This window comes from Sorangium sp. So ce1036, from assembly GCF_051369805.1.
GTDB classification, from domain to species: Bacteria; Myxococcota_A; Polyangia; order Polyangiales; family Polyangiaceae; genus Sorangium; species Sorangium cellulosum_F.
Genome location: NZ_JBBMOX010000001.1, coordinates 6,681,984 through 6,701,802, shown reverse-complemented (window position 1 = coordinate 6,701,802; position 19,819 = coordinate 6,681,984). Strand labels below are relative to the sequence as shown.

The window sequence follows — 19,819 nt, the reverse complement described above, 5'->3', positions numbered from 1 at the left end:
CGCCCGTCCCTGGAGCGCGCCGGCGGCGGGGCGCTCGGGGAGCCCCACCGCCCGCGCGCCCGCTAGGGCGCGCCGCTCCCCGGGACGCGCAGCCCGCCCGCGGTGAGCTCGTCCTCCTCCCAGTTGTCCTCGAAGCTGTTGTCCTGCTCCACGTCCGGCCTTGGCGTGCCCTGGAGGACCAGGCCGAACCGGTTGCCGGTGGCGCGGGAGCGCGCGAGCGCGCCGTCGCTGTGGTCGAAGAGCAGCCCGGCGCGCGCGCAGCCCTCCACCTGCGTCGCGCTCACCTGCGCGGTCGAGCGGAGCGCGAGGATGCCGTCGCCCAAGTCCGGCACCGCCTCCACCCGGCCGCCGTCGCCCGGGGCAGAGAACGTCCCGATCTCGACGTTCCGGACGAGGGTGTCCTCGATCGCGCCCGAGGAGGACAGCAGCAGGAGGCCCGCGACGCGGCTCTCCAGCACGGCCGATCGCCGGACCACGAGATCCTCCACCGCGTCGCTCAGCAGGCCGACGCCGCCGGTGCCGTCGCGCTCCTCCGGCGCCGTGCGCTCGACGAGGCTATCCGAGAGCTCCAGGCCCGCGCCCCCGGACACGGCGATGCCCGCGACGCGGGCCCCCGAGACGTAGGTCGACGCCAGCACGGCGCGCGCATCCTGCACGAGCACGCCGGCGGAGCGCTCCGGGCGGAGCGGGCTCGCGCGCGTGCCCTCGATGACCACGCCCGTGGCCGAGAGCTCGCCGCCTGACGTGAGCAGGCCGACGTCGCCGGCCTCGAACACGAGGCTCGACGACAGCGAGAGCGCTCCGCCCCGCTGCTCGATGGCGTACCCGGGGCGCTCGGGACCCGCGGCGCCCGCACCCTGGAAGAGGCACCCGGAGGCGTCGACCGCCGTGCCGGCGCCCGCGATCTCGAGCTGGGCGTCGCACGCGCCGGACAGCACGGTGGACGAAAGCGTCGCGCGGGCGCCCTGCTCCACCGTCACGCCGCGCGTCTCCGGCGCCGCCTCGGGCGGGACGGAGACGAGGCTCCGGCTCGACACGAGCTCCGCGAGGGCGCCCGTCACCAGCGCGCCCACGCGGTGATGCACGAGCGCGCTCGCGGTGAGCCGGAGCGCGCCCGCGTCCAGGAGCACGCCGACGCTGTCGCTCGCCGCCGCCGGCGCGGCGATCTCGAGCAGGTTGCCCTCCGCGATCACCTCCTGCGCCTCGGAGCTGATCCGCAGGTTGACGGCGCCGTCGACCAGGGCGTTCTCGGTGAGCCGCGCGCGCGCCCCCGAGTGGACGAGCACGCCGGTCCAGACATCGGCCGTGACCTCGTCCGACGGCGCCGCCTGGATCAGGCTGCGGGACAGGTCGAGGCTCGCGCCGGGGAGCGTGACCACGATGCCGCTGCCGCTCGCGCCGGTGACGCGGACGTCGCGCACCGTCACCTCCGCCGCCTGGATGAACAGCCCGAGGGAGGCGCTCTCCACGCTCACGCCGCGCACGCCCGCGCCCTGGACATCGTGGATCCAGATCGCGCTCGTGTTGCCGTCCCGAGCGGGCTGCGCGCCACGGAGAGTGACCCTGGATGCGCAGCGCCCGACCACCTCGATGGGCCGCGTGATCTCGACCGGCTCGTCGTATACGCCCTCGGCCAGGACGACGCGGCCGCCGTCCTGCACCACCTGCAGCGCCTCCGCCAGCGTCGCGAACGGCTGCGCGCGCGAGCCGGCCCCGTCTCCACCTGCGTGGCTCGGATCGACATGCACGTCGCCGGGCGCCTCGACGACATGGCCCCACGGAGCCGCGCCGCAGCCGTCCGGCCCGTCGATGGAGACGCACCCCTTCTGCGGGACGGCGAACGTCCCTGTCGGGCACTTCGCCATGGTGGGGAGACAGGCGTCGCCCTCGATGAACTCCGCAGCACAGCCGGGGATCCCGACCTCGACGCACCCCTCGTCGTGCTTCGGCACGGTGCCGGGCGCGCACTTCGCGAGCGCGGGACGACAGAAGCCGTCGTCGTCGACGAACTCACCGGCGCAGCCCTGGATGCCGACGGAGACACAGCCGCTCGAGGTGTCGAGTTGATGCGGAGCGCACGCCGGCGCGCCGTCGTCGCGCGGCCGATCAGAGCGCCGCGAGACAGGCATGGTGTCGCAGCCGAGCGACGAGGCCGCGAACAGGCCAGCGGTGAGAGCGAAGAGACACCGGAACGTCGAGGATCCGAGCTTCACGCGCAACACCCAGGCAACGTAGCAGATGAACACGCCGCGCATTTCGAGGAATCGCGCATTTCTTCGTCGCGCGCCGCGATCGTCGCCGTCACCGCGGATCGAGGCCGGACACGCTCACGGTCGTGACCCGGACAGCTGCACGTCGGCGCGCGCCCACGCCCTCTCGAAGCGCTCGTGTGCGGCGTCTGCCTCCTGTTCCCTGCCCTGTGCGCGCAGGCTCTGCTCGAGGCCGCGGAGCGCCCAGCCGTTCTCGGGGTTGCGCCGCAGATCCTCCTTGTAGACCGTCTCCGCGTCGCGCGGGCGACCGGCCTCGAGGAGCGCTGCGCCGAGCGTGTGGCGGACCGGCTCGGGCCAGTCCGGCGGCTCGAAATAGCGCAGTGTGTCCTCGACGCGTACGGCCGCCTGGAGCAGGCGGACGGCGGCGCCGGCGTCGCCGCGCGCCGACGCGATCTGGCCCTCCAGCACGAGAGAGGCGATCTCGAGCAGGTCCCGCGCGCTGTTGTTGCCGATCGTCGTCCCGCCGAAGCTCTCGGACGACATCGCCCCGAGCGCCGTCGCCTCGCGCTCCGCCTCGTCGAGGCGCCCCGTGGACGCGAGCGCGAGGCCGCGCGCGTAGCGCCACACCCCCGTCGTGTAGCGCTGCTCGGGCGGCGGCGCCGGCTCCGCGAGGAGGTCGTCCCAGCGGCCGAACCGGACGAGCGCGAACAGCGTCGCAGGCTGGAACAGCTCGAGCATCGGCATGTGCCGCACCTCGTCGTCGGGCACCGCGGTGGAGAGCTCGCGGGCGGCGCGCAGGGCGACGGCGCTGCGCCCCTCCATGCTCGCGGAGAACGAGAGGAAGTACAGGTTGTGAGGGAAGTACATCCGCGGATAGATGCCCCGCGGGCGCTGCTCGCGGATGTACCGGCGATCGACCTCGGCCGCGCGCTCGTTCGCGTCGGAGGCGTCCGCGTACCGGCCGATGCGCACGAAGATGTGCGACGGCATGTGCACGAGGTGGCCGGCGCCCGGGGCCAGGCCGCCGAGCCGCTCGGCGCTCGGCAGCGCCCGCTCCGGCTCGGGCGACGCCTCGACCGCGTGGATGTAGTAGTGGTTCGCGCCGGTGTGCTCGGGATCGCGCCGGAGGACGCCCTCCAGGGTGGAGACGATCTCCTCGGTGTCCGGCTGCGGGCGGCCGTCGAGCGTCCAGAGATCCCACGGGCGAAGATCCATGAGCGCCTCGGCGAAGAGCGTGCTCGCGTCGAGATCGTCGGGGAAGCGGCGGGCGAGCTCCCGCATCGCGTCCGCGTACGCGCGGTCGAGGGCGGTCCGGTCGGCGACCGGCGCGGCGGCGTGGCGCTCCGCCAGCGCCTCGATGTACGCGCGCTCGGGCGCGCTCGCGCTCGCGGCGAGCGCGCGCGCCTCCTCGATCGCCTCGAAGGCGGCCCGCTCTCGCTCGGGCTCGGCCGGCTGGTTGATGTTCGGGCCGAGCGTGAGCGCGACACCCCAGCGGGCCATGGCGAGGCCGGGATCGAGGCGCGCCGCCTCCTGGAACGCCCGGCGCGCCTCGTCGTGGTTGAACGCGTAGACGAGCCGCAGCCCCTGATCGAAGTAGCGCTGCGCGAGGGGCGACGAGGTCGTCACGGGGTGATGGAGCGGGCCGAGATCGTCGAACAGCGGGACGCCCTCGGCGTCAGGCAGCTCCCCCTCGTGGCCGGGCGACGGCTCCGCTCCGGGCGAGGCGGGGTGTGGCTCCGCGCCGCACGCCGAGAGGGCGAGGGAGCAGAGCAGGGGCAGGCTGAAGAGCGCGTGTCGAGCTGTCATGGGCACCTCGCTGAGGCTCCGCTCTCCAGCGGCAACGGCGGTCCACCGCTCCTCGCGGGGTCGCTGTGCCCTGGGCGCCGCTGTCCGGCGTGAGCGCGGAGGTCGATGGAGGCGAGGGCCATGCACGCGTGGTTCCCGCCGGGCGGGAAGGCAGCGCACAGCAGACAGGGGGCGCTCGCGCAGAGGGGCGCACCCCGCCGCCATCACCGTGTGCGATGGACGGACGGCGAACTTTGCGCCACCCTCGGTACATGACGACCTGCCGAGAAGAAGCTCTCCGCTGGGTTCACCGCTACGCGATCGGCGGCGCCGCGTTCGCCGCCCTGCCGCTCCCGGTCTCCACGTCCGCCGGGCTCGTCGCGATCGAGACCCACATGATGACGATGATCGGCGAGATCTACGGAGAGAGCGTCGGCTCCGTGGCGACGACCGCCGCCGGCGGGAGCTTCGCGATCCTCGGACAAGGCCTGAAGTTCCTCGCCACCCGGGCGGTCGGCTTCGTCCCCGTGATCGGGCCGGCCATCCGGATGACCATCGCGGGGCTCACGATCGTGGCGATCGGCCGCGGCATCGTGGGGCACTTCGAGAGGAAGTACCCGGGCAAGGTCTTCGATCGGCCATGAGCGGCCGGCGCGCGCGGGGAGCTCCCGCCCCGGGATGCCGGCGCGCCGCCGCGTCGTCGTGGGAGGTCCGTCAGCCCTCGCAGCCGGAGCAGGCGAGCGGGCACGTCCCGTTCACCGGCTCCTGGCAGTGCAGATCGGGCGCGTCGGCGCTGGCGCCGTAGTCGCAGCAGAGCGCGCCGGGGCCGCAGCACGCCTTCCCGCAGCAAAGGCCCTCCTCGCACCCGAAATCGGGATCGCAGGGGTCCTTGCACTCGCCCTGGATGCAGGCCTCCTCGGCGCCGCACTGCGCGCCGCACGCGCCGCAGTTGAGCGGGTCGCTGGCCATGTTGACGCAGGCCGGGCCGCAGCACGTGAGCCCCGCCTCGCACGTGCATTCCACCGGTCCTCCACCCTCGCCGCCAGCGCTGGTCGTGCTGGTGGTCGTCCCGACGTCACCGCCCCCGCCGCCGCCGGTGGAGGTGGTGCTCGTCGTGGTGACGTAGAGCGGCATCACGTTGACGGTGCCCGGATCGGCTTCACATCCAGCGAAAGCGAACCACGTGGTCAACGACAACAATGCGATCACCCGGTGACAGGGCATGAGCACCTCCAAGCCGATCATGACACTACCACGGAGGGATGCGGCGATACGAGGGGCGCGCCGCACGACGCAGCGCGTGCTGCACGGGCGTACGCGCTGGCCGCGCGGGCGCGTGCGACATCAGGGCGTGACGCGCTTGCAATCCGACAACAGCCCCGTGTACCAGTCGTCGTTCCTGTCGAGCCAGGCGCCCTCGCTGGACCACCGGATGCCGGGACGCTTGATCTTGCCTTCGACCGCGTAGGTGCATTTCACGGCAAACCGCGTGGACGGCAGCGTGCCCGTGAGGGCAGGCTCGCTCCAGAGGCCGGCAGCGAGGAACTGGACCCGATCCGTGGTGGTGTAGGGGCGGAGCAGCGTCTTGTCGTCCGCGGTCCCCTTGGACCAGCCCTTCGTGGGCGATTCGAACGCGCAGTGCCGTCCGTTGACCTCCTGGGGCGACCAGCAGGCGAGATCCTTGATGTCCGTGGACACCAGCGTGATCTCGAGCTGGGCCTTGTCCCCCGTCTTCCACCGGGGGCCGGCCGTGCCGCCCGCGGGCTCACGCCCGAAATAGGCGAACGCCCCGGCGAGACCGCCGACGATGATGAGGAACAGGATCATGCTCTTGCCGAGCGACCCGCTCTGGGCATGGGAGGCCGCGCGAGGTCGCGCCCCGGGCTTCCTGCCCGCCGCGCGCCGGGCGGCGCCCGCGGCCTTCGCGGGCCGCGAGGCCCTCTCGGGCGCTGCGGCGTCGGCGCCGGAAGCGGTCCCGCTCTCGCCGTCGCCGTCCGTCTTCGTGTCCTGCGCGTCGGCCTCGTCGGAAGGCGCATCGTCCGTGCCGGGGCGGTCTCTGTCTTCGGAGCTCGTAGCCATCGAGGCGCTTTATGTACCGGAGCGCGTCCCCGACTCAAGCATTCCGTCGACCGGGGCGCTGTGTGCGATCGAACGTCCCATCGCGCGGCCCATGATGTAGGCTGCGCTCCCGATGACCTCCGTTGCCAGAAATCCTCGCGCGCGCATTCTCGGCACAGGCCGCTCCCTGCCGCTCGTCGCGCCGGAGGGTGCGGCGCCGGCGCCGGCGACCCCCGGCGCCCCGGAGGACGGGAGCGCGGGCGCGGACCGGCGCTGCGCGGGGCCGGGCGAGGCGACGAGCGATCTGGCGGTGAGGGCGGCGAAGGCGGCCCTCGACGCGGCCGGCGTCGGGCCGGGCGACCTGGAGATGATCCTCGTCGCCACCTCGAGCGGCGACGCGCCGATGCCGGCGACGGCGGTCTATGTGCAGCGGAAGCTGGGGGCCGAGCTCATCCCGTCGTTCGATCTCTCCGCGTCGCTGACGGGCTTCCTCTACGGGCTCTCGGTGGCGGACCAGTTCGTGACGGCCGGGACGATGAAGCGCGTCCTCGTGGTCGGCGCGGACCTGCTCTCGCGCCGCGTGGATCCGCGCGATCGCGCCTCGGCCCTGTTCTTCGGCGACGGCGCCGGCGCGGTCGTGGTCGGGCCGGCGGCCGGCGACGGGCGCGGCATCCTGAGCGTCCGCCTCCGCGCCGACGGGAGGAAGGCCGACGTGCTGCTGGTGCCCGGAGGCGGATCCGCGGAGCCGCTCACGGCGGAGCGGCTCTCCGACGGGCGGCAGTACCTGCGCGCGAAGCTGCCCGAGCTGAGGCAGGCCGCGGACGAGCGCCTCGGGGCGCAGGCCCTCTCGGCGCTCGACGCGGCAGGGCTCGCGCCCGCGGACGTCGACTGGGTGATCGTACACCACGCCGACGGCCACCTCGTGGCGTCGCTCGCCGAGCGCCTCGGCTGCCCGGCGGAGCGCGTCCTCGGCGTGGTCGACGAGTCCGGCGCGGCCCGGGCCAGCGCGGGCTCGGTCGCGATCGCGCTCGACCAGGCGCTCCGCGACGGCCGCATCCGCCCTGGCCAGGCCGTGCTGCTGTGCGCGCTCGGCGGCGGCCTCACCTGGGGCAGCGCCGTGCTGCGCATGTGAGCCGGCCCGGGCGGCCCGGCGAGCGCGGACGCGCGCTCGCCGCCGCGGGCTCGTCGCGGAGCGACGCCTAGAGCCCGTAGAAGCGGGCAGGGTTGTCCCAGAGGATCTTCCGGAGGACCTCGTCGGGGAGCTCGCCGCGCAGCGCGAGCGCCCGAGCTACGAGATCCGGTCCGTGATCCGGGTGGGGATAGTCGGTGCCGAAGAGCAGGTTGTCGGCGCCGATGCGGGGGATGACCTCCGGCAGGTACGGCTCGTCGGGCTCGAGCCCGACGAAGCACTGGCGGCGGAAGTACGCCGACGGCGCCTGCCGGACGTGCGGCGCGACCTCGCCGGCGAGGTTTCCGTACTCGATCTCGTCGAGGCGATAGAGCCAGTACGGCAGCCACCCGCAGCCGGCCTCGAGGAAGGCGATCCGCAGGCCCGGGTGGCGCTCGAGCACGCCGCCCTCGAGGAGGGCGAGCAGCGCCATCATCTGCTCCATCGGGTGCGAGCACGCGTGCAGGGCGAAGCGGCTGGAGAAGCGATCGGCGCCGGCCGCCGGCAGGTGCGCGTGCGCGCCCTCGTGCACGGCGACCGCGATCGAGCGCCGCTCGCACTCAGCCCAGAACGGCTCGTAGGCCGGGTCGCCGAGCGTCCGGCCCTCGACCGGGTTGGGCCGCAGCACGACGGCGCGAAACCCGAGCGCGGCCGCGCGCTCGAGCTCGAGCGCCATCCGCGCCGGATCGTGGGGGCTCACCAGGCCGACGCCGCGGAGGCGCTCGGGATCGCGCGCGCAGAAGTCGCGCAGCCACGCGTTGTACGCCCGCGCGTACGAGGTCGCGACGCGCGGATCCAGCGGGGCCACGCCCTGCAGCGCGAGCCCGAGGGTGGGGTAGAGGAAGGCCACGTCGACGCCCTCCCGGTCCATGTCCGCGAGCTGCGTCTCGGGCCGCTCCAGCGCGCCGCTCCCCCCGTGCCGCCGGGAGGCCGCCGCCGCGAGCTCGCGCGCGGCGCGCGCGCCCATCCGGCGATAGACCGGGCGACCGTCCACCACGGGCTGCGGCGGGAGCGGCAGCCAGCCGTCCGGACCCCGGCACGCGACGCGATCGGCCAGGGCGCCCTCGCCGACGTACGCGAGGCGGGGCGCGTGCGACCGGAGCTCCGGCTCCATGTACGCGGTCCAGAGATCGATCGGCTCGATGACGTGGCGATCTGCGTCGAGAATGCGGTGTCCGTCGCGCACGAGCGCCCCCCTTCGCCCGCCGCCGCCCCATCCGTCACACGGAGAGGGGGGTCGGGTTGAGATCCTCCTCCCGCGCCGGCCGGGCGAGCCAGCCCAGGCGGACCGGGACGTCGTACAGGCGCCCTGGCCCGAAGCGCGGCCAGAAGTGGCGCAGCCCGGGCACGACCACCTTCACGGCCGAGAGCCCGGTGTCCGGGCGCGTCTGATCGAGCACCACGGTCTCCAGGCCGACGCGGGCGGCGCGCTGCACGCACTCAAGGACGTCGTCGAGGAGATCGTCGCCCGGCGCGCGCTCATAATCGTCGCGCGTCCGCGGCGGGGCCGCCTCGGCGGGCAGCGCGTAGGCCGCGCCGCCTTGCAGGGCGCGCTGCCACGGCGCGGGCGCGCGGTCGTCCAGGTCGAGGAGCTGGTTGAGCTCGGTCAGCGCCCGCTGCACGCCGAGCCGGGCCTCGAGGTGGCAGCCGAAGCCGATCGTGAACCGGCCGGCGTCGGCCGCCCGGGCCAGCGCGACGAACGCCGGGACGCCGAGATCGGTCGTGACGTCGAGGACCCAGAGGCGCCGGCCGAGCGCGCGGTAGTGGGCCTCGAGCGCCTCGAAGTAGGGCTCCTCGAAGCTGCGCAGATCGACCGCGGGCCGCTCGACGCGGTTGTACCACCAGAGCGCGACCGCATCGCGCTCCACGAGCTCGAGGAAGCCTTGCAGGATCGCCTCCTCGAGGCAGTTGCCCGCCGCGTGCCCGCTCGGGTTCATGCAGGCGAACCGCTCCTCCGGGGGCACCGGGAGGTGGAGATAGCAGCAGGCGGCCGGCAGGTAACGCCGCTCTCCGCGCGTCAAGGACCACGCCGGCGCCCAGTCGATCACGGCCTCCTCGCGGAAGGGGAGGGGGACGCGCTGCCGCCGATCCGCCACCGAGGCGTTGATGGCCTCCCGGTCGCGGTACTGCGCCTCGCTGAAGTGCTGGAGATCGTGCGGGTGGATCGCGGCGCCCCCGAGCTCGGCGCGGCGGGCGCGGACGAGGGGCTCGTCGCCCTGGAACGTGGCGCTGTAGCGCTCCACGGCCTCGCACAGCGCGGCCGCGCGGGCCTGCGCGGCCGTCTTGCCCTTGCCGCCGCACGCGCGGTGGAAGTCGTCGAACGACGGCGGCTCCTCCCGGGGGCAGGCGTGGCTCACGGCCCCGTACACCGGCCGGAGCGGGTGGTCGCGCCCCGCGACTGGCCCGAGGCCCGCGACGATCCCGGTGATGGGGCTGATCAGGTGCCGGGCGCGCGCGAAGGTCTCCTCGGGCGTGACGGTGCGGTAGCCGCCGTCGTCGGTGAACCGCTTCGGGCGCGGCTCGAGCCGCACCGGCGCGCTCGCCCGTGCCCGCGCGGCCTCGGGGGCGCCGCACGCGGGGCACTGGGGGCGCCGCGCCACCGCGTGCTCGGCGAGCTGCGCGCGGGCGAGGTCGAGCGAGACGAGCCGGCCGTCGAGGGGGCCGGCGCCGCCGCCGGCGATCCAGCGGGCGACGAGGACGGCGGCGAGGGCGAGCGCGGCGCGGCGACCGGCGGGGAGCCCCACGCGCGGCGGCAGGAGCGGCGCGCCGTCGCGGCCGAGGCGGCGCTCCAGGTAGGTCTCCACGGGGCGGTTGTGCCGCAGCCGCTGGGCCAGGCAGGCCCAGCACGGCCCCGCCCCGGGCCGGAACACGGGCCCCGCCCACGGCTCCACCCCGCCCGGCTTGACGGGCAACCACGGCGCCGCGTCCCGGAGCGCCCGCCGGTTCCACGCCTCGAGCTCGGGGTCGAGGTAATCGCCGGTCACGACCGCGACGAGCGCGGCCTCGCTCCGCACCACGACGCCCGCCTCGGCGAGCGCGTCGGCGAGCGCCCGCGGATCCTCGCCGCCCACCGCGGCGACCGCGACCGGCGTCGCCGCGAGCCGCCCGGCCGCGCGTCCGGCGCACTCGCCGAGCGCCTGCCAGAAGCCCGCGGCGCCGGGCGCCGGCGCGGGCTCGGCGAGGTAGCCGCGCTCCTCCAGCCGGCGCAGCGCGTAGCCGACCTCGGCGGGGGACGCCGCGCCGGCGAGCTCCGCGACGAGCTCGGCCTCGGTCCGGCGGCCGTCGAGCAGCGGCCCGAGGAGGCGGTAGAGCCGGCCGCGCAGCATGAACCGCTCGCGCTCCCCGACGAGGAAGAGCGTCTCGTCGCCGACGGGCTCGACGCGCAGGTGGTGCTTTATCGCAAGACACCGCCGCTCCATCCAACTACCCCCCCTGAGCTCCAGCTCTAGCACGCCGCCCGTGGCCCGGCCGTCGCGCCCGGTGGCCTCGGGGGAGGGGGAGCGCGCGTGGACACATGAGGTCTCGCGCTCGCCGTCGCGGCGCGCGGACGGAGCGCCGCGACGGCGCCGCCAGCGATGAGCTCGTCCCGCGCCGAGGCGGCGAGTGCGAGAGGGGCGGTGTCCGGGGGCGCGCGGCGGAGCGGCCGAAGAGCTCCTCCGCTCGCAGCAGGAGCGCTGTCTCTCGGTCACGCGGCGCTCCCAGGGGGAGACGTCCGCCGGCGTGCTCGGCGAGCACCGTGAACGTGGTGAGCCCCGGTCTATATATATCCACGCCACCCGCGTAGAGGGCCCGAGCTTGCGCCGGCGGGCGGACCTGTTATCGTGCCGGCCCCATTTCACTCAGGAGATCTCATGAACGACACTCCGCTGTACAAGGATCCCACGCAACCCGTGAGCCGGCGGGTGGATGACCTCCTGAGCCGGATGACCCTGGACGAGAAGGTGGGGCAGCTCATGCAGCTCGACGCCCAGGGGGATATCGAGGACGCCATCGGGCGCATGAAGGTCGGCAGTCTCCTGCACTGCAACGGCAAGGACGCGGACGCGGCGATACGGCGCTCGCTCCGCACCCGCCTCGGGATTCCGGTCCTGATGGCCGACGACGGCATTCACGGCCACTCGTTCTGGGCGGGGGCCACGATCTTCCCGACCCAGCTCGCCATGGCGTGCACCTGGGATGCGGGGCTCCTGGAGAAGGTCGCCCGGGTGACCGCCGTCGAGATGCGGGCGACGGGGCTCAAGTGGACGTTCTCCCCCGTCCTCTGCCTGACACGGGATCTCCGCTGGGGCCGAGTAGGGGAGACGTTCGGCGAGGATCCGCACCTGATCGGAGAGCTCGCCTGCGCCATGATCCGCGGCTACCAGGGCGCGGGGCTCGGCGATCCGGACGCGGTCCTGGCCACGGCGAAGCACTACGCGGGGTACTCCGAGACGCTGGGCGGGCGCGACGCCTCGGAGGCCAACCTGCCGCGGCGCTACCTGAGGTCGTATTTCCTGCCGCCCTTCGAGGAGGCCGCGCGCAGCGGCTGCATGGCGTTCATGACAGGATATCAGTCCATGGACGGGATCCCCGCCACGGCCAACCGCTGGCTCCTGACGGAGGTCCTCAGGGAGGAGTGGGGCTTCACGGGCGTGGTCGTGACCGACTGGAACAACGTGGCCAGCCTCGTGCACGATCAGAAGGTCTGCAAGGACATGGCCGAGGCGGCCGCGGTGGCGATCCGCTCCGGCAACGACTTCATGATGGCCACGCCGCAGTTCTACGAGGGGGCGCAGGAGGCGGTGCGCCGCGGTCTGCTCGCCGAGGCCGAGATCGACGCGGTGGTGCGGCGCGTCCTCGGCCTCAAGCTCTCGCTCGGGCTGTTCGAGGATCCGGGGTACAGCAGCGAGCAGCGGATCCGGGAGGTCATCGGGTGCGCGGCCCACCGGGAGCTCAACCTGGAGGTCGCCCGGGCGTCGCTGGTCCTCTTGAAGAACGACGGCCTCTTGCCGCTCCCGGACGGCCGCGCCGCGAGCTCCTCGGCGGGCGGCGCCGCCTCCGGGGTGGGCGCGGCGGAGCGGCCCCTCCGCCGGATCGCGGTGATCGGCCCGAACGCCGACGATCCGATCGCCCAGCTCGGGGACTGGTCGCTCGGCTCGGGCCAGATGAGCGGCGGCAACGGCCCCGAGCACCCGCGCTCGAGCATCATCACGATCCTGGATGGGATCCGGGAGCTCGCGCCCCCGGGGTGCGAGGTGGTCGATGCCCCGGGCTGCTCGATCGTCAGCGACGACGCGTCGGGGATCCCCGCGGCGGTCGAGCTGGCCCGCGGCGCCGACGTGGTGGTCCTCGTCCTGGGAGACCGGATCGAGTACATCGGCGAGACCAAGAGCACCGCGACGCTCGAGCTCATGGGCGGGCAGAGGGCCTTGGCGGACGCGATCGCCGGGGTCGGCGTCCCTGTGGTCGTGGTGCTCGTCAACAGCAAGCCCCTGGTCCTGCCGCGCTCGGTGCTCGGGGCTCCGGCCCTCGTCGAGGCGTTCAACCCGGGGATGATGGGCGGGCGCGCGGTGGCCGAGGCGCTCTTCGGGCGCATCAACCCGTCTGGCAAGCTGACGATCTCGTTTCCGTACCACGTGGGCCAGCAGCCGGTGTTTTACAACCAGGCCCGCGGCCAGCACGGGACCCGTTACGCCGACCTCACCCAGGAGCCGGCGTTCGCCTTCGGCTTCGGCCTGAGCTACACGCGCTTCGCCTACGCCGACCTCAAGGTCCTGACGCCCACCGTGGCGCGCGACGGCGCGGCCTCGTTCGAGGTGACGGTCGCCAACACGGGGGCGCGCGACGGGGTGGAGATCGTCCAGCTCTACATCGAAGATCGGGTGACGTCGTCGACCTGGGCCGTGAAGGAGCTCAAGGCGTCTGCCCGCCTGAGTCTCGCCGCCGGGGAGGCGCGCACGGTGCGGTTCGACGTGCCGGCCGCGGAGCTGTCGATCGTCGACGCCGAGGGGCGCCGCGTGGTGGAGCCGGGGGAGTTCCTGGTCCACATCGGCGCCTCGTCGCGCTCGCAGGATCTCTTGAGCGCCGGCTTCGCCGTGGCGTGAGCCGTCACGGCGGCCGCGGGCGGCAGCGCCGACCTCTCTCTGACAGAGGGGGGATGATACCGGGCGTGACCTCAGGCCGTGCGGCGCTGCTGGGCACGCCAGGCGGCGGGGCTGACGCCGTGGTGGCGCCGGAACAGCCGCACGAAATGGCTCGGGTCGGCGTAGCCGACGCGCTCTGCGATCACCTCGACATACTCGTCGGTCGCGAGGAGCCGGCGTCGCGCCTCGGCCAGGCGTCCCGCCACGATCCACGCGCCGACCGTGCGCCCGGTGGCCTGCTTGACCGCGGTGGTCACGTAGGCAGGCGTCCGCCGCACCGCCGCCGCGACGTCCTTCAAGGAGAGCGGCCCGAGGCACCGGGCCTCGATCACGGCCAGCGCCTCGACCACGATGGAGGGGCGCTGCGGCGGCGCGGCCTGGGCGCTGCCGCTCGCGCGCACGACCTCCGCGAGCACCAGCGCGAGCAGGCTCTCGGCGACCACCGGCATCGCGCCCGCTGCGTGCTGCTCACGCTCGAGCTCCCTCATCAGATCGAGCACGTACGCCTGTCGCGCCGCCGGCAGGTCGACCACGGGGGATGCCCCGTGGCGCACGCGGTCGATCGGGGCGAGCAGCTCGCCGTAGCGAGCCGGGTCGAGGCACGTCCGGCAGAAGCCCAGCCCCCACACCTCAGGGCGGTTCATGGACAGGACGCGGTGCGCGTCGCCGGCAGGAATGATGTGGAGGTGCCCGGCCGTCAGCTCGAACTCGCCGCGATGCTCGACCCGCATGCGACCTCCGACGTGCAGCGCGAGGGCGACGTAGGTGTGCACCGCAGGGCTCCGCCTCGGCCGCGGGGGGTCGCCGGTGCACGAACGCTGTAGGACCCGGATCGGCGTGGGATCGAGATCGTCGTGGCTCACCCGCGGAGGGTACCACCCTCGCCGTGGCCCGGCCGCGGAGAGGCGCGGCGATCCAAAAGGCGGCCAAGGCAACCGAAGAGGCGGCCACGGACGCGCCCCTCGGACGGCGATGGGCGCGCGCGGTTGAGCGGTCCGCTGCGAACCGCCATCGAGTCCTGCGCCGAGCCTGGCGGAGCCGTCCGCGGCCCGACGACGGCGAGCATCGCGATCGGCCGCAAGACCGGCTGACAAGGATGGCAGTGCGACCCGTCCTGCCTGGTCGCGCTGCATTCTCCTTCTCGACCCGACGCCGGACGGGTCGAGCTGCTGTCCGACCGATGCGCGGATGCGCGATCCGTCGCGCCCCTCGAAATCCTGGGAGGGGAGGGTCGGATCCGATCGCGACCGCTCGTCATCGCGAGTTCGCCCTCGGGCGACAACGTACTAGGGTGGAGGCCGCCCATGCACATCCTCTCGCTGCGACCGCTGGCCGTCTCCACGATCCTCTGGCGAACGCCCGCGGGCCTCTCTCTCACCATCCCCCTGAAGGCGACCTTCCAGCTCGCGCCCGAGGCCGTGGCCTCGCTGACCTCGCCGCTGCCGCTCTTTCATGACGTCTTCTTCGAGCAGAACGCAGGTCGCAGCCTCTATGTCGCCTCGGACGCCGCCCCGCACAAGCCCCGCGCCGACGTCCTGCTCACCGGCAGCGCGTACGCCCCGCCGGGCCAGCGCGTGCCCCACCGCCGGGTGCGCCTCGCGATCTTCGGCGGCGCGTCCGCACAGGCGCCCGCCGTCGACAAGCGGATCCAGGTCGTGGGCGAGCGGCGGCGCGATCCGGCGACGGGTCAGCCGAGCGCGGCCGCCCCGTTCGCGCGGCTGCCGATCCGCTACGAGCTCGCCCACGGCGGGGCGACCTTCCCCGAGAACCCCGTCGGCATGGGCGCCGACCCCGCCGACCTCCGGCTGCCGAGCCTCCTCGACCCGTCGAACCCGTCGGCCCCCGTCGGCTTCGGGCCCATTCCGGGCGCCTGGCCGCAGCGCCGGCGCGCGCTCGCGGGGTGGGACCCGGCCCTGCTCTCGAAGCCCGTCCCGGAGCTCCCCGCCGCCATGGACTGGGGTTATTTCAACGCCGCCCCGCGCGACCAGCAGATTCCCTACCTGCAAGGCGACGAGTGGATCCTGTTCGAGGGCCTCCACCCGACGGCCGCTCAGGTGCGCTCGCGCCTGCCCGGCCTGGAGGCGCGCGTGCTCGTCCGCGCTCCGCCCCTCACCGATCCGGCCGGGGTGGAGCTCCGCGCCTGCTGCGACACGCTCTGGATCGACGCCGATGCGCTGCGGTGCACGCTCACCTGGCGCGCGTCCCTGGCCGTCGCCGAGCACGCCCTGGAGGGCCTCCAGCGCGGCAGTGTCCTGGCGACGCTCGCGCTCCCCCGCGAGCGCGTGGCGTGGCCTTCGCCGGCCCCCGCCGCGTCCACACCGGCCGCGTCCACACCGGCCGCGCCCCCGCCGCCTGCGCCCCCGTCGGCCGCGTCCTCGCCGGCCAGGCCTCCGGTCCTGCCCGTCGGCGCGACGACGGCGCCGCTGCCCGAGGGCGTGCGGCCCCCTGTCTTGCCCTTCGGAGGCCCGGGCGCGGCCGCGGGCCGGGGCTCCGGTCCGCCGCCGGTGCTCGCCGGCACGCGCGAGTTCAACCTCCAGGATGTGATGCGGGGGCTCCGTCAAGAAGACGCCCCGTTCCCGCTCGCGCCGGCGCGCCCCCCGGAGAGCGTCGACGCCGCGAGGCAGCCCGCCGAGATCCCGTGGGAGAGCCTCAAGCAGGCCTTCCCCGCGATGGCCGCGCACATCGAGGCGCTGGGCGGCGCGCCGCTGCCCACGGCCACGCTCCCCCTCCCGGAGCCGGAGCCCTCGCGGCCGACCAGCGAGGACCTCGCGGCCTCGCCCGACATGCCGCCGCCCGCGCGGACCACCGAGAACATCCCCCTGTTGAACCTCACCCCGTTTCCGGCCTTCACCCTCCCATGGCAGGTCCGGCCGCCGAGAGACTCGCTCACGATCGTGGTCAAGGGCACCTTCACCCTCGTGCCCGGCGCGCCGGCCGCGATCGCGCCCGACCAGGAGCTCCCCGCCGGCGACACCCCCGCCGAGGGCGGCCCCGCCCAGGGCCTCCGCTACCCGTCCGATTTCGCGATCTTCAAGCCGAAGGCCGACGTCCTCCTGGTCGGGCACGCGCATCGCCCGAGGGGCGCCGAGGCCGCGGCGCTCGTCCGGCTGCGCCTCGGCGACGCGCTCGATCGCGCCGTCGTGGCCGTCGGCCCGCGCCGCTGGGACGCGCTCGGCGTCCCCACGGCGCCCGAGGCGTGGAGCCGCATCCCGCTCCGCTTCGAGCACGCCTTCGGCGGGCCCGGGTTCGACGCGAACCCCGCGGGGACCGGGTACGGGGCGCGCGCCGGCGACGCGCTCCCCTCGCTCGAGCTGCCCGACCTGCTGATCCGCGCGGCGGGCGACAGGCCCCCTCCCGCCTGCTTCGCGCCGGTCCCGGCCGCGTGGCGGGAGCGCCTCCAGAAGATCGGCACCTACGGCGACCGCTGGAGGAAGACGCGCTGGCCGTTCTTCCCCGACGACCTCGACTGGACGTACTTCAACGCGGCGCCCGCCCCGCAGCAGATCCCGTATCCGCGCGGCGACGAGGCGTTCGAGCTCTGGTCGGTCCGCCCGGACGGGGAGGTCGCCCGGGGGCAGCTCCCCGGCGTGCGCGTCCGCGTGTTCGCCCAGGCCACGGAGCAGGGCGGCGGCGGGTTCTCCGAGGTCCCGATGCGGCTCGACACCGTGTGGTTCGACGCGGACGCGCTCCGGCTCGTCCTCGTCTGGCGGGGCCTGCTCGACGTCGCCGACGAGGACGCCTCCGAGCTCGCGTCGCTCTTCGTCGTCAGCGAGCCGATGGGGAAGGGCGAGCCGATGACCAAGAGCGAGGCGAGGGCGCGCTTCTTCGCGGAGCTCGCGGCGCGCGAGGCCGCCGAGCAGCCGCCCGCGAGCGACGCGGAGGCGGCCAACGACAACGCGGGCGAGGGGGCGGAGATGGCCCTCGACGCGCAGATCGCCGAGCGGCTCGCCAGGGCGCGGGCGCGGCGCCGGGTCGCGGGGGGCGCCGCGGCTGCGGGGGCGGTCGAGCCCGTGGGGGCGGTCGAACCCGTGGGGGCGGTCGCGGACGCGGACGTGGACGGCGAAGACCTGTCGGGAGGCGCAGCGGCATCCGCGGACGCGCCGCCCGGAGCGCCGGCGGCGGCGCGCGAGGGGATCCTCGAGCTGCTTCGCCTGGGCGAGCCGCTCGCGGGCCTGGATCTGACGGGCGTCGACCTGTCCGGGGCCAGCCTGGAGGGGCGCGATCTCGGCGGCGCCGTCCTCCAGCGAGCGAACCTGCGCGGCGCCCGGCTGGACGGCGCGCGGCTCGTCGAGGCGGTCCTCGCCGGGGCGGACTGCGAGGGCGCGAGCTTCGAGGGCGCCGACCTCACGCAGGCGGATCTCACGGGCGCCAACGTCCAGGGGGCGCGCTTCTCGGGCGCGGTCCTTTCGCTGGCGGCGGCGGCGGACGCCCGCTGCGAGGGCGCGGTCTTCGAGGGCGCGCAGGCGCCCGGCGCGAGCTTCGCGGGGGCGGCGCTCCGGCGGGCGCGCTTCGACCGGGCGGACCTCTCCGGCGCGGAGATGATGGGGAGCTCGATCGACGAGGCGAGCTTCCGCGACGCGACGCTCGACGACGTGAAGCTCTACGGCGCGTCGGGATCGCGCGTGATCCTGGACGGGGCCTCGCTCGTGGACCTGCGCGCCGACGACGTCGCGCTCCGGGGCAGCTCGTTCCGGCGCGTGAAGGGCCCTGGCTCGGTCTGGGAGGGCGCCGACCTCACGGAGGGCGTGTTCGAGGGCGCGGCGCTCCGGGAGGCGAGCTTCACCCGGGCGACGCTCGACCGGGCCGTCCTCGACGCCGCCGACCTGCGCGACGGCCGCTTCCGCAAGGCGCGGCTCCGCGGCGCGCGCCTGGTCGAGGCGAACCTCATGCGGGCGGCGTTCGACAGCGCCGATCTCGAGCGGGCCGATCTGCGCGGCGCGAACCTGTACCAGGCCGAGACCTGGAAGGCGCGCACGGCGGAGATCGATCTCACCGGGGCGTTCGTGGCGGGCACCAAGCTGGCCTAGAACGCCGATCACGTTGAAGTTCCGCAGCGATCAGCCGATGGGAGAGAAAACTGCGAGGGCGCATCGCTCAAACTGACGGTGGCTCCCTGATGATGATTGCCGACCCCCCTGAGCATTGGTGTTGACCGTTAACCAAGCTCGTCCGGTCGCGCTCAGGGCCCGAAGCCCGAACCGCTGCCCCCTCATCGGTCACCAACGTGAACGTAAACGTGGACGTCTGAGCATCCATCACATCTCGCCTAACCTCGCGAAATTACTCGTATTTGCCCTGAGGGCAAAGTCCAATCATTTCGAGGGCTTGAGCGAGATGTGACGGATGATGAGACGTTCACGTTCACGGTCACGCTCCGCGACGGATCCGCCGGGGGTCACAACCTTTTGAATTTGTACGAGTTTCAACCTGTCCGGTGAGCTAGGGCCGCTCCAGGACCATCCGCGCGCCGAGCGCCACGAGGACCACGCCGGAGATCGCCTCGAGCGTCCGGCGCGCGCGACCGCCGGCCATGGCCGCCTGGAGCCGGCCGAGGAGCAGGACGAGCGCCAGGTACCAGGCGGTGTCCACGGCGACCCACGCCAGCGCGAGGACCAGCAGCACCGGCAGCGCCGGCGCACCGGTCGGCACGAACTGCGGCAGGAAGGAGGCTGCGAACACGGCCGCCTTGGGGTTCGCCAGGATGGTGAGCAGGCCGACGCGGAAGGCGCTCCACCCGCCGCCGGCGGCGGGCTCCCGGGCGCCCGACCCCAGCTCGCCGCCGCCGGCCCGAGGCCGCCCCAGGATCGACTGGACGCCGAGCACGACGAGGACCGCCGCGCCGGCGAGGCGGAGCGCGTCGTAGGCGACCTCGGAGGCCTCGACGAGCGCCGTGGCGCCGAGCGCCGCCACGAGGGCCCAGAACAGGAGGCCGACCTCGTTCGCGGCGATGGTCGCGAGCGCCGCGCGGCGCCCGCCGCGCAGCGCCTGCCGCACGATGACGGCGGTGCTCGGCCCCGGGATCATGGCCAGCACCAGCGCGGCGCCGCAGAAGGCAAGGAGGGTCGGGGTCATGAGGAATCGGTGTCGTCCGAGGGCGGCTCGCAGGCGGCGTGGCACCACAGCTCGCCTTCAGGCCTGGTGATGGGTCTGTCCGGGGGAATATCACAGACCCGCCGTCGGGCAGAAGCGAGCGGGCTCGGACGTCGCCCCTCAGGTTCGTCTGACGAACGGTGACGACTCCAGAAGGGTTCTCCTCTCCGCCCTCCTGGCCGGCCTGTGCGCCGCGCCACCCGCAGGCTGTGGAGGGAAGGAAGCCCCTCCGATGCACGGGCAAATTGTTGACGGTGTTACTTTTCAGTGGAGGTGAATTCAATGGAACACTGTGCTGCCAACCCGGGGCAGATCCCGCCGTTTGGGGCTTGACGTCACCGAGGTGTTTGCCTTTCCTCCCACCCCGTTTCGCCCAGGGCGACCCC

At 74.3% G+C, this 19,819-nt stretch carries 12 protein-coding genes; 4 read left to right on the top strand and 8 right to left on the bottom strand.

The window, feature by feature from the left end; all coding sequences use genetic code 11:
- Positions 1-62 precede the first annotated feature (62 nt).
- Positions 63-2,213 carry a hypothetical protein gene (locus tag WMF31_RS25125; RefSeq protein WP_436604373.1) on the bottom strand — a complete coding sequence of 717 codons (2,151 nt, stop codon included), beginning with the start codon at positions 2,211-2,213 and terminating at the stop codon, positions 63-65.
- Between the two features lie 114 nt (positions 2,214-2,327).
- Positions 2,328-4,016: a tetratricopeptide repeat protein gene (locus tag WMF31_RS25120; protein ID WP_436604372.1), complete on the bottom strand. Its 1,689-nt coding sequence runs from the start codon at positions 4,014-4,016 to the stop codon at positions 2,328-2,330.
- A 251-nt stretch (positions 4,017-4,267) separates the two neighbouring features.
- Here WMF31_RS25120 and WMF31_RS25115 point away from each other — a divergent pair, with 251 nt between their 5' ends.
- Positions 4,268-4,639 (top strand): hypothetical protein, encoded by a 372-nt coding sequence (locus tag WMF31_RS25115; protein WP_436604371.1) that lies wholly within the window; start codon positions 4,268-4,270, stop codon positions 4,637-4,639.
- 70 nt (positions 4,640-4,709) lie between these two features.
- Here WMF31_RS25115 and WMF31_RS25110 read toward each other — a convergent pair whose 3' ends face one another.
- Entirely contained in the window at positions 4,710-5,240 is a 531-nt protein-coding gene (locus WMF31_RS25110; RefSeq protein ID WP_436604370.1) for a hypothetical protein, read from the bottom strand.
- Between the two features lie 99 nt (positions 5,241-5,339).
- Positions 5,340-6,074 carry a hypothetical protein gene (locus WMF31_RS25105; RefSeq protein WP_436604369.1) on the bottom strand — a complete coding sequence of 245 codons (735 nt, stop codon included), beginning with the start codon at positions 6,072-6,074 and terminating at the stop codon, positions 5,340-5,342.
- 112 nt (positions 6,075-6,186) lie between these two features.
- Between WMF31_RS25105 and WMF31_RS25100 the strand changes: the two genes are divergently transcribed.
- Positions 6,187-7,185, top strand: a complete 999-nt coding sequence (locus tag WMF31_RS25100) for a beta-ketoacyl-ACP synthase 3 (RefSeq protein WP_436604368.1) — start codon at positions 6,187-6,189, stop codon at positions 7,183-7,185.
- Positions 7,186-7,252: 67 nt separating this feature from the next.
- On the opposite strand, the gene WMF31_RS25095 is transcribed toward WMF31_RS25100, so the two are convergent.
- Both WMF31_RS25095 and WMF31_RS25090 read right to left on the bottom strand, forming a co-directional pair.
- Complete coding sequence (locus WMF31_RS25095; protein ID WP_436604367.1) at positions 7,253-8,407, bottom strand: amidohydrolase family protein; 1,155 nt, start codon at positions 8,405-8,407, stop codon at positions 7,253-7,255.
- A gap of 34 nt (positions 8,408-8,441) precedes the next feature.
- Positions 8,442-10,640, bottom strand: a complete 2,199-nt coding sequence (locus WMF31_RS25090; RefSeq protein ID WP_436604366.1) for a TOMM precursor leader peptide-binding protein — start codon at positions 10,638-10,640, stop codon at positions 8,442-8,444.
- A gap of 432 nt (positions 10,641-11,072) precedes the next feature.
- Here WMF31_RS25090 and WMF31_RS25085 point away from each other — a divergent pair, with 432 nt between their 5' ends.
- The gene (locus WMF31_RS25085; RefSeq protein WP_436604365.1) at positions 11,073-13,304 is read left to right on the top strand and encodes a glycoside hydrolase family 3 N-terminal domain-containing protein; all 2,232 of its coding nucleotides are present in this window, start codon (positions 11,073-11,075) and stop codon (positions 13,302-13,304) included.
- A 71-nt stretch (positions 13,305-13,375) separates the two neighbouring features.
- On the opposite strand, the gene WMF31_RS25080 is transcribed toward WMF31_RS25085, so the two are convergent.
- Positions 13,376-14,206, bottom strand: coding sequence for a helix-turn-helix domain-containing protein (locus WMF31_RS25080; RefSeq protein WP_436604364.1), 831 nt, complete (start codon positions 14,204-14,206; stop codon positions 13,376-13,378).
- Between the two features lie 441 nt (positions 14,207-14,647).
- On the opposite strand from WMF31_RS25080, the gene WMF31_RS25075 reads away from it, so the two are divergent.
- Positions 14,648-18,370 carry a DUF2169 domain-containing protein gene (locus WMF31_RS25075; RefSeq protein WP_436604363.1) on the top strand — a complete coding sequence of 1,241 codons (3,723 nt, stop codon included), beginning with the start codon at positions 14,648-14,650 and terminating at the stop codon, positions 18,368-18,370.
- 412 nt (positions 18,371-18,782) lie between these two features.
- On the opposite strand, the gene WMF31_RS25070 is transcribed toward WMF31_RS25075, so the two are convergent.
- On the bottom strand, positions 18,783-19,415 hold the full coding sequence (locus WMF31_RS25070) for a LysE family translocator (RefSeq protein ID WP_436604362.1): 633 nt from the start codon (positions 19,413-19,415) through the stop codon (positions 18,783-18,785).
- Positions 19,416-19,819 lie beyond the last annotated feature (404 nt).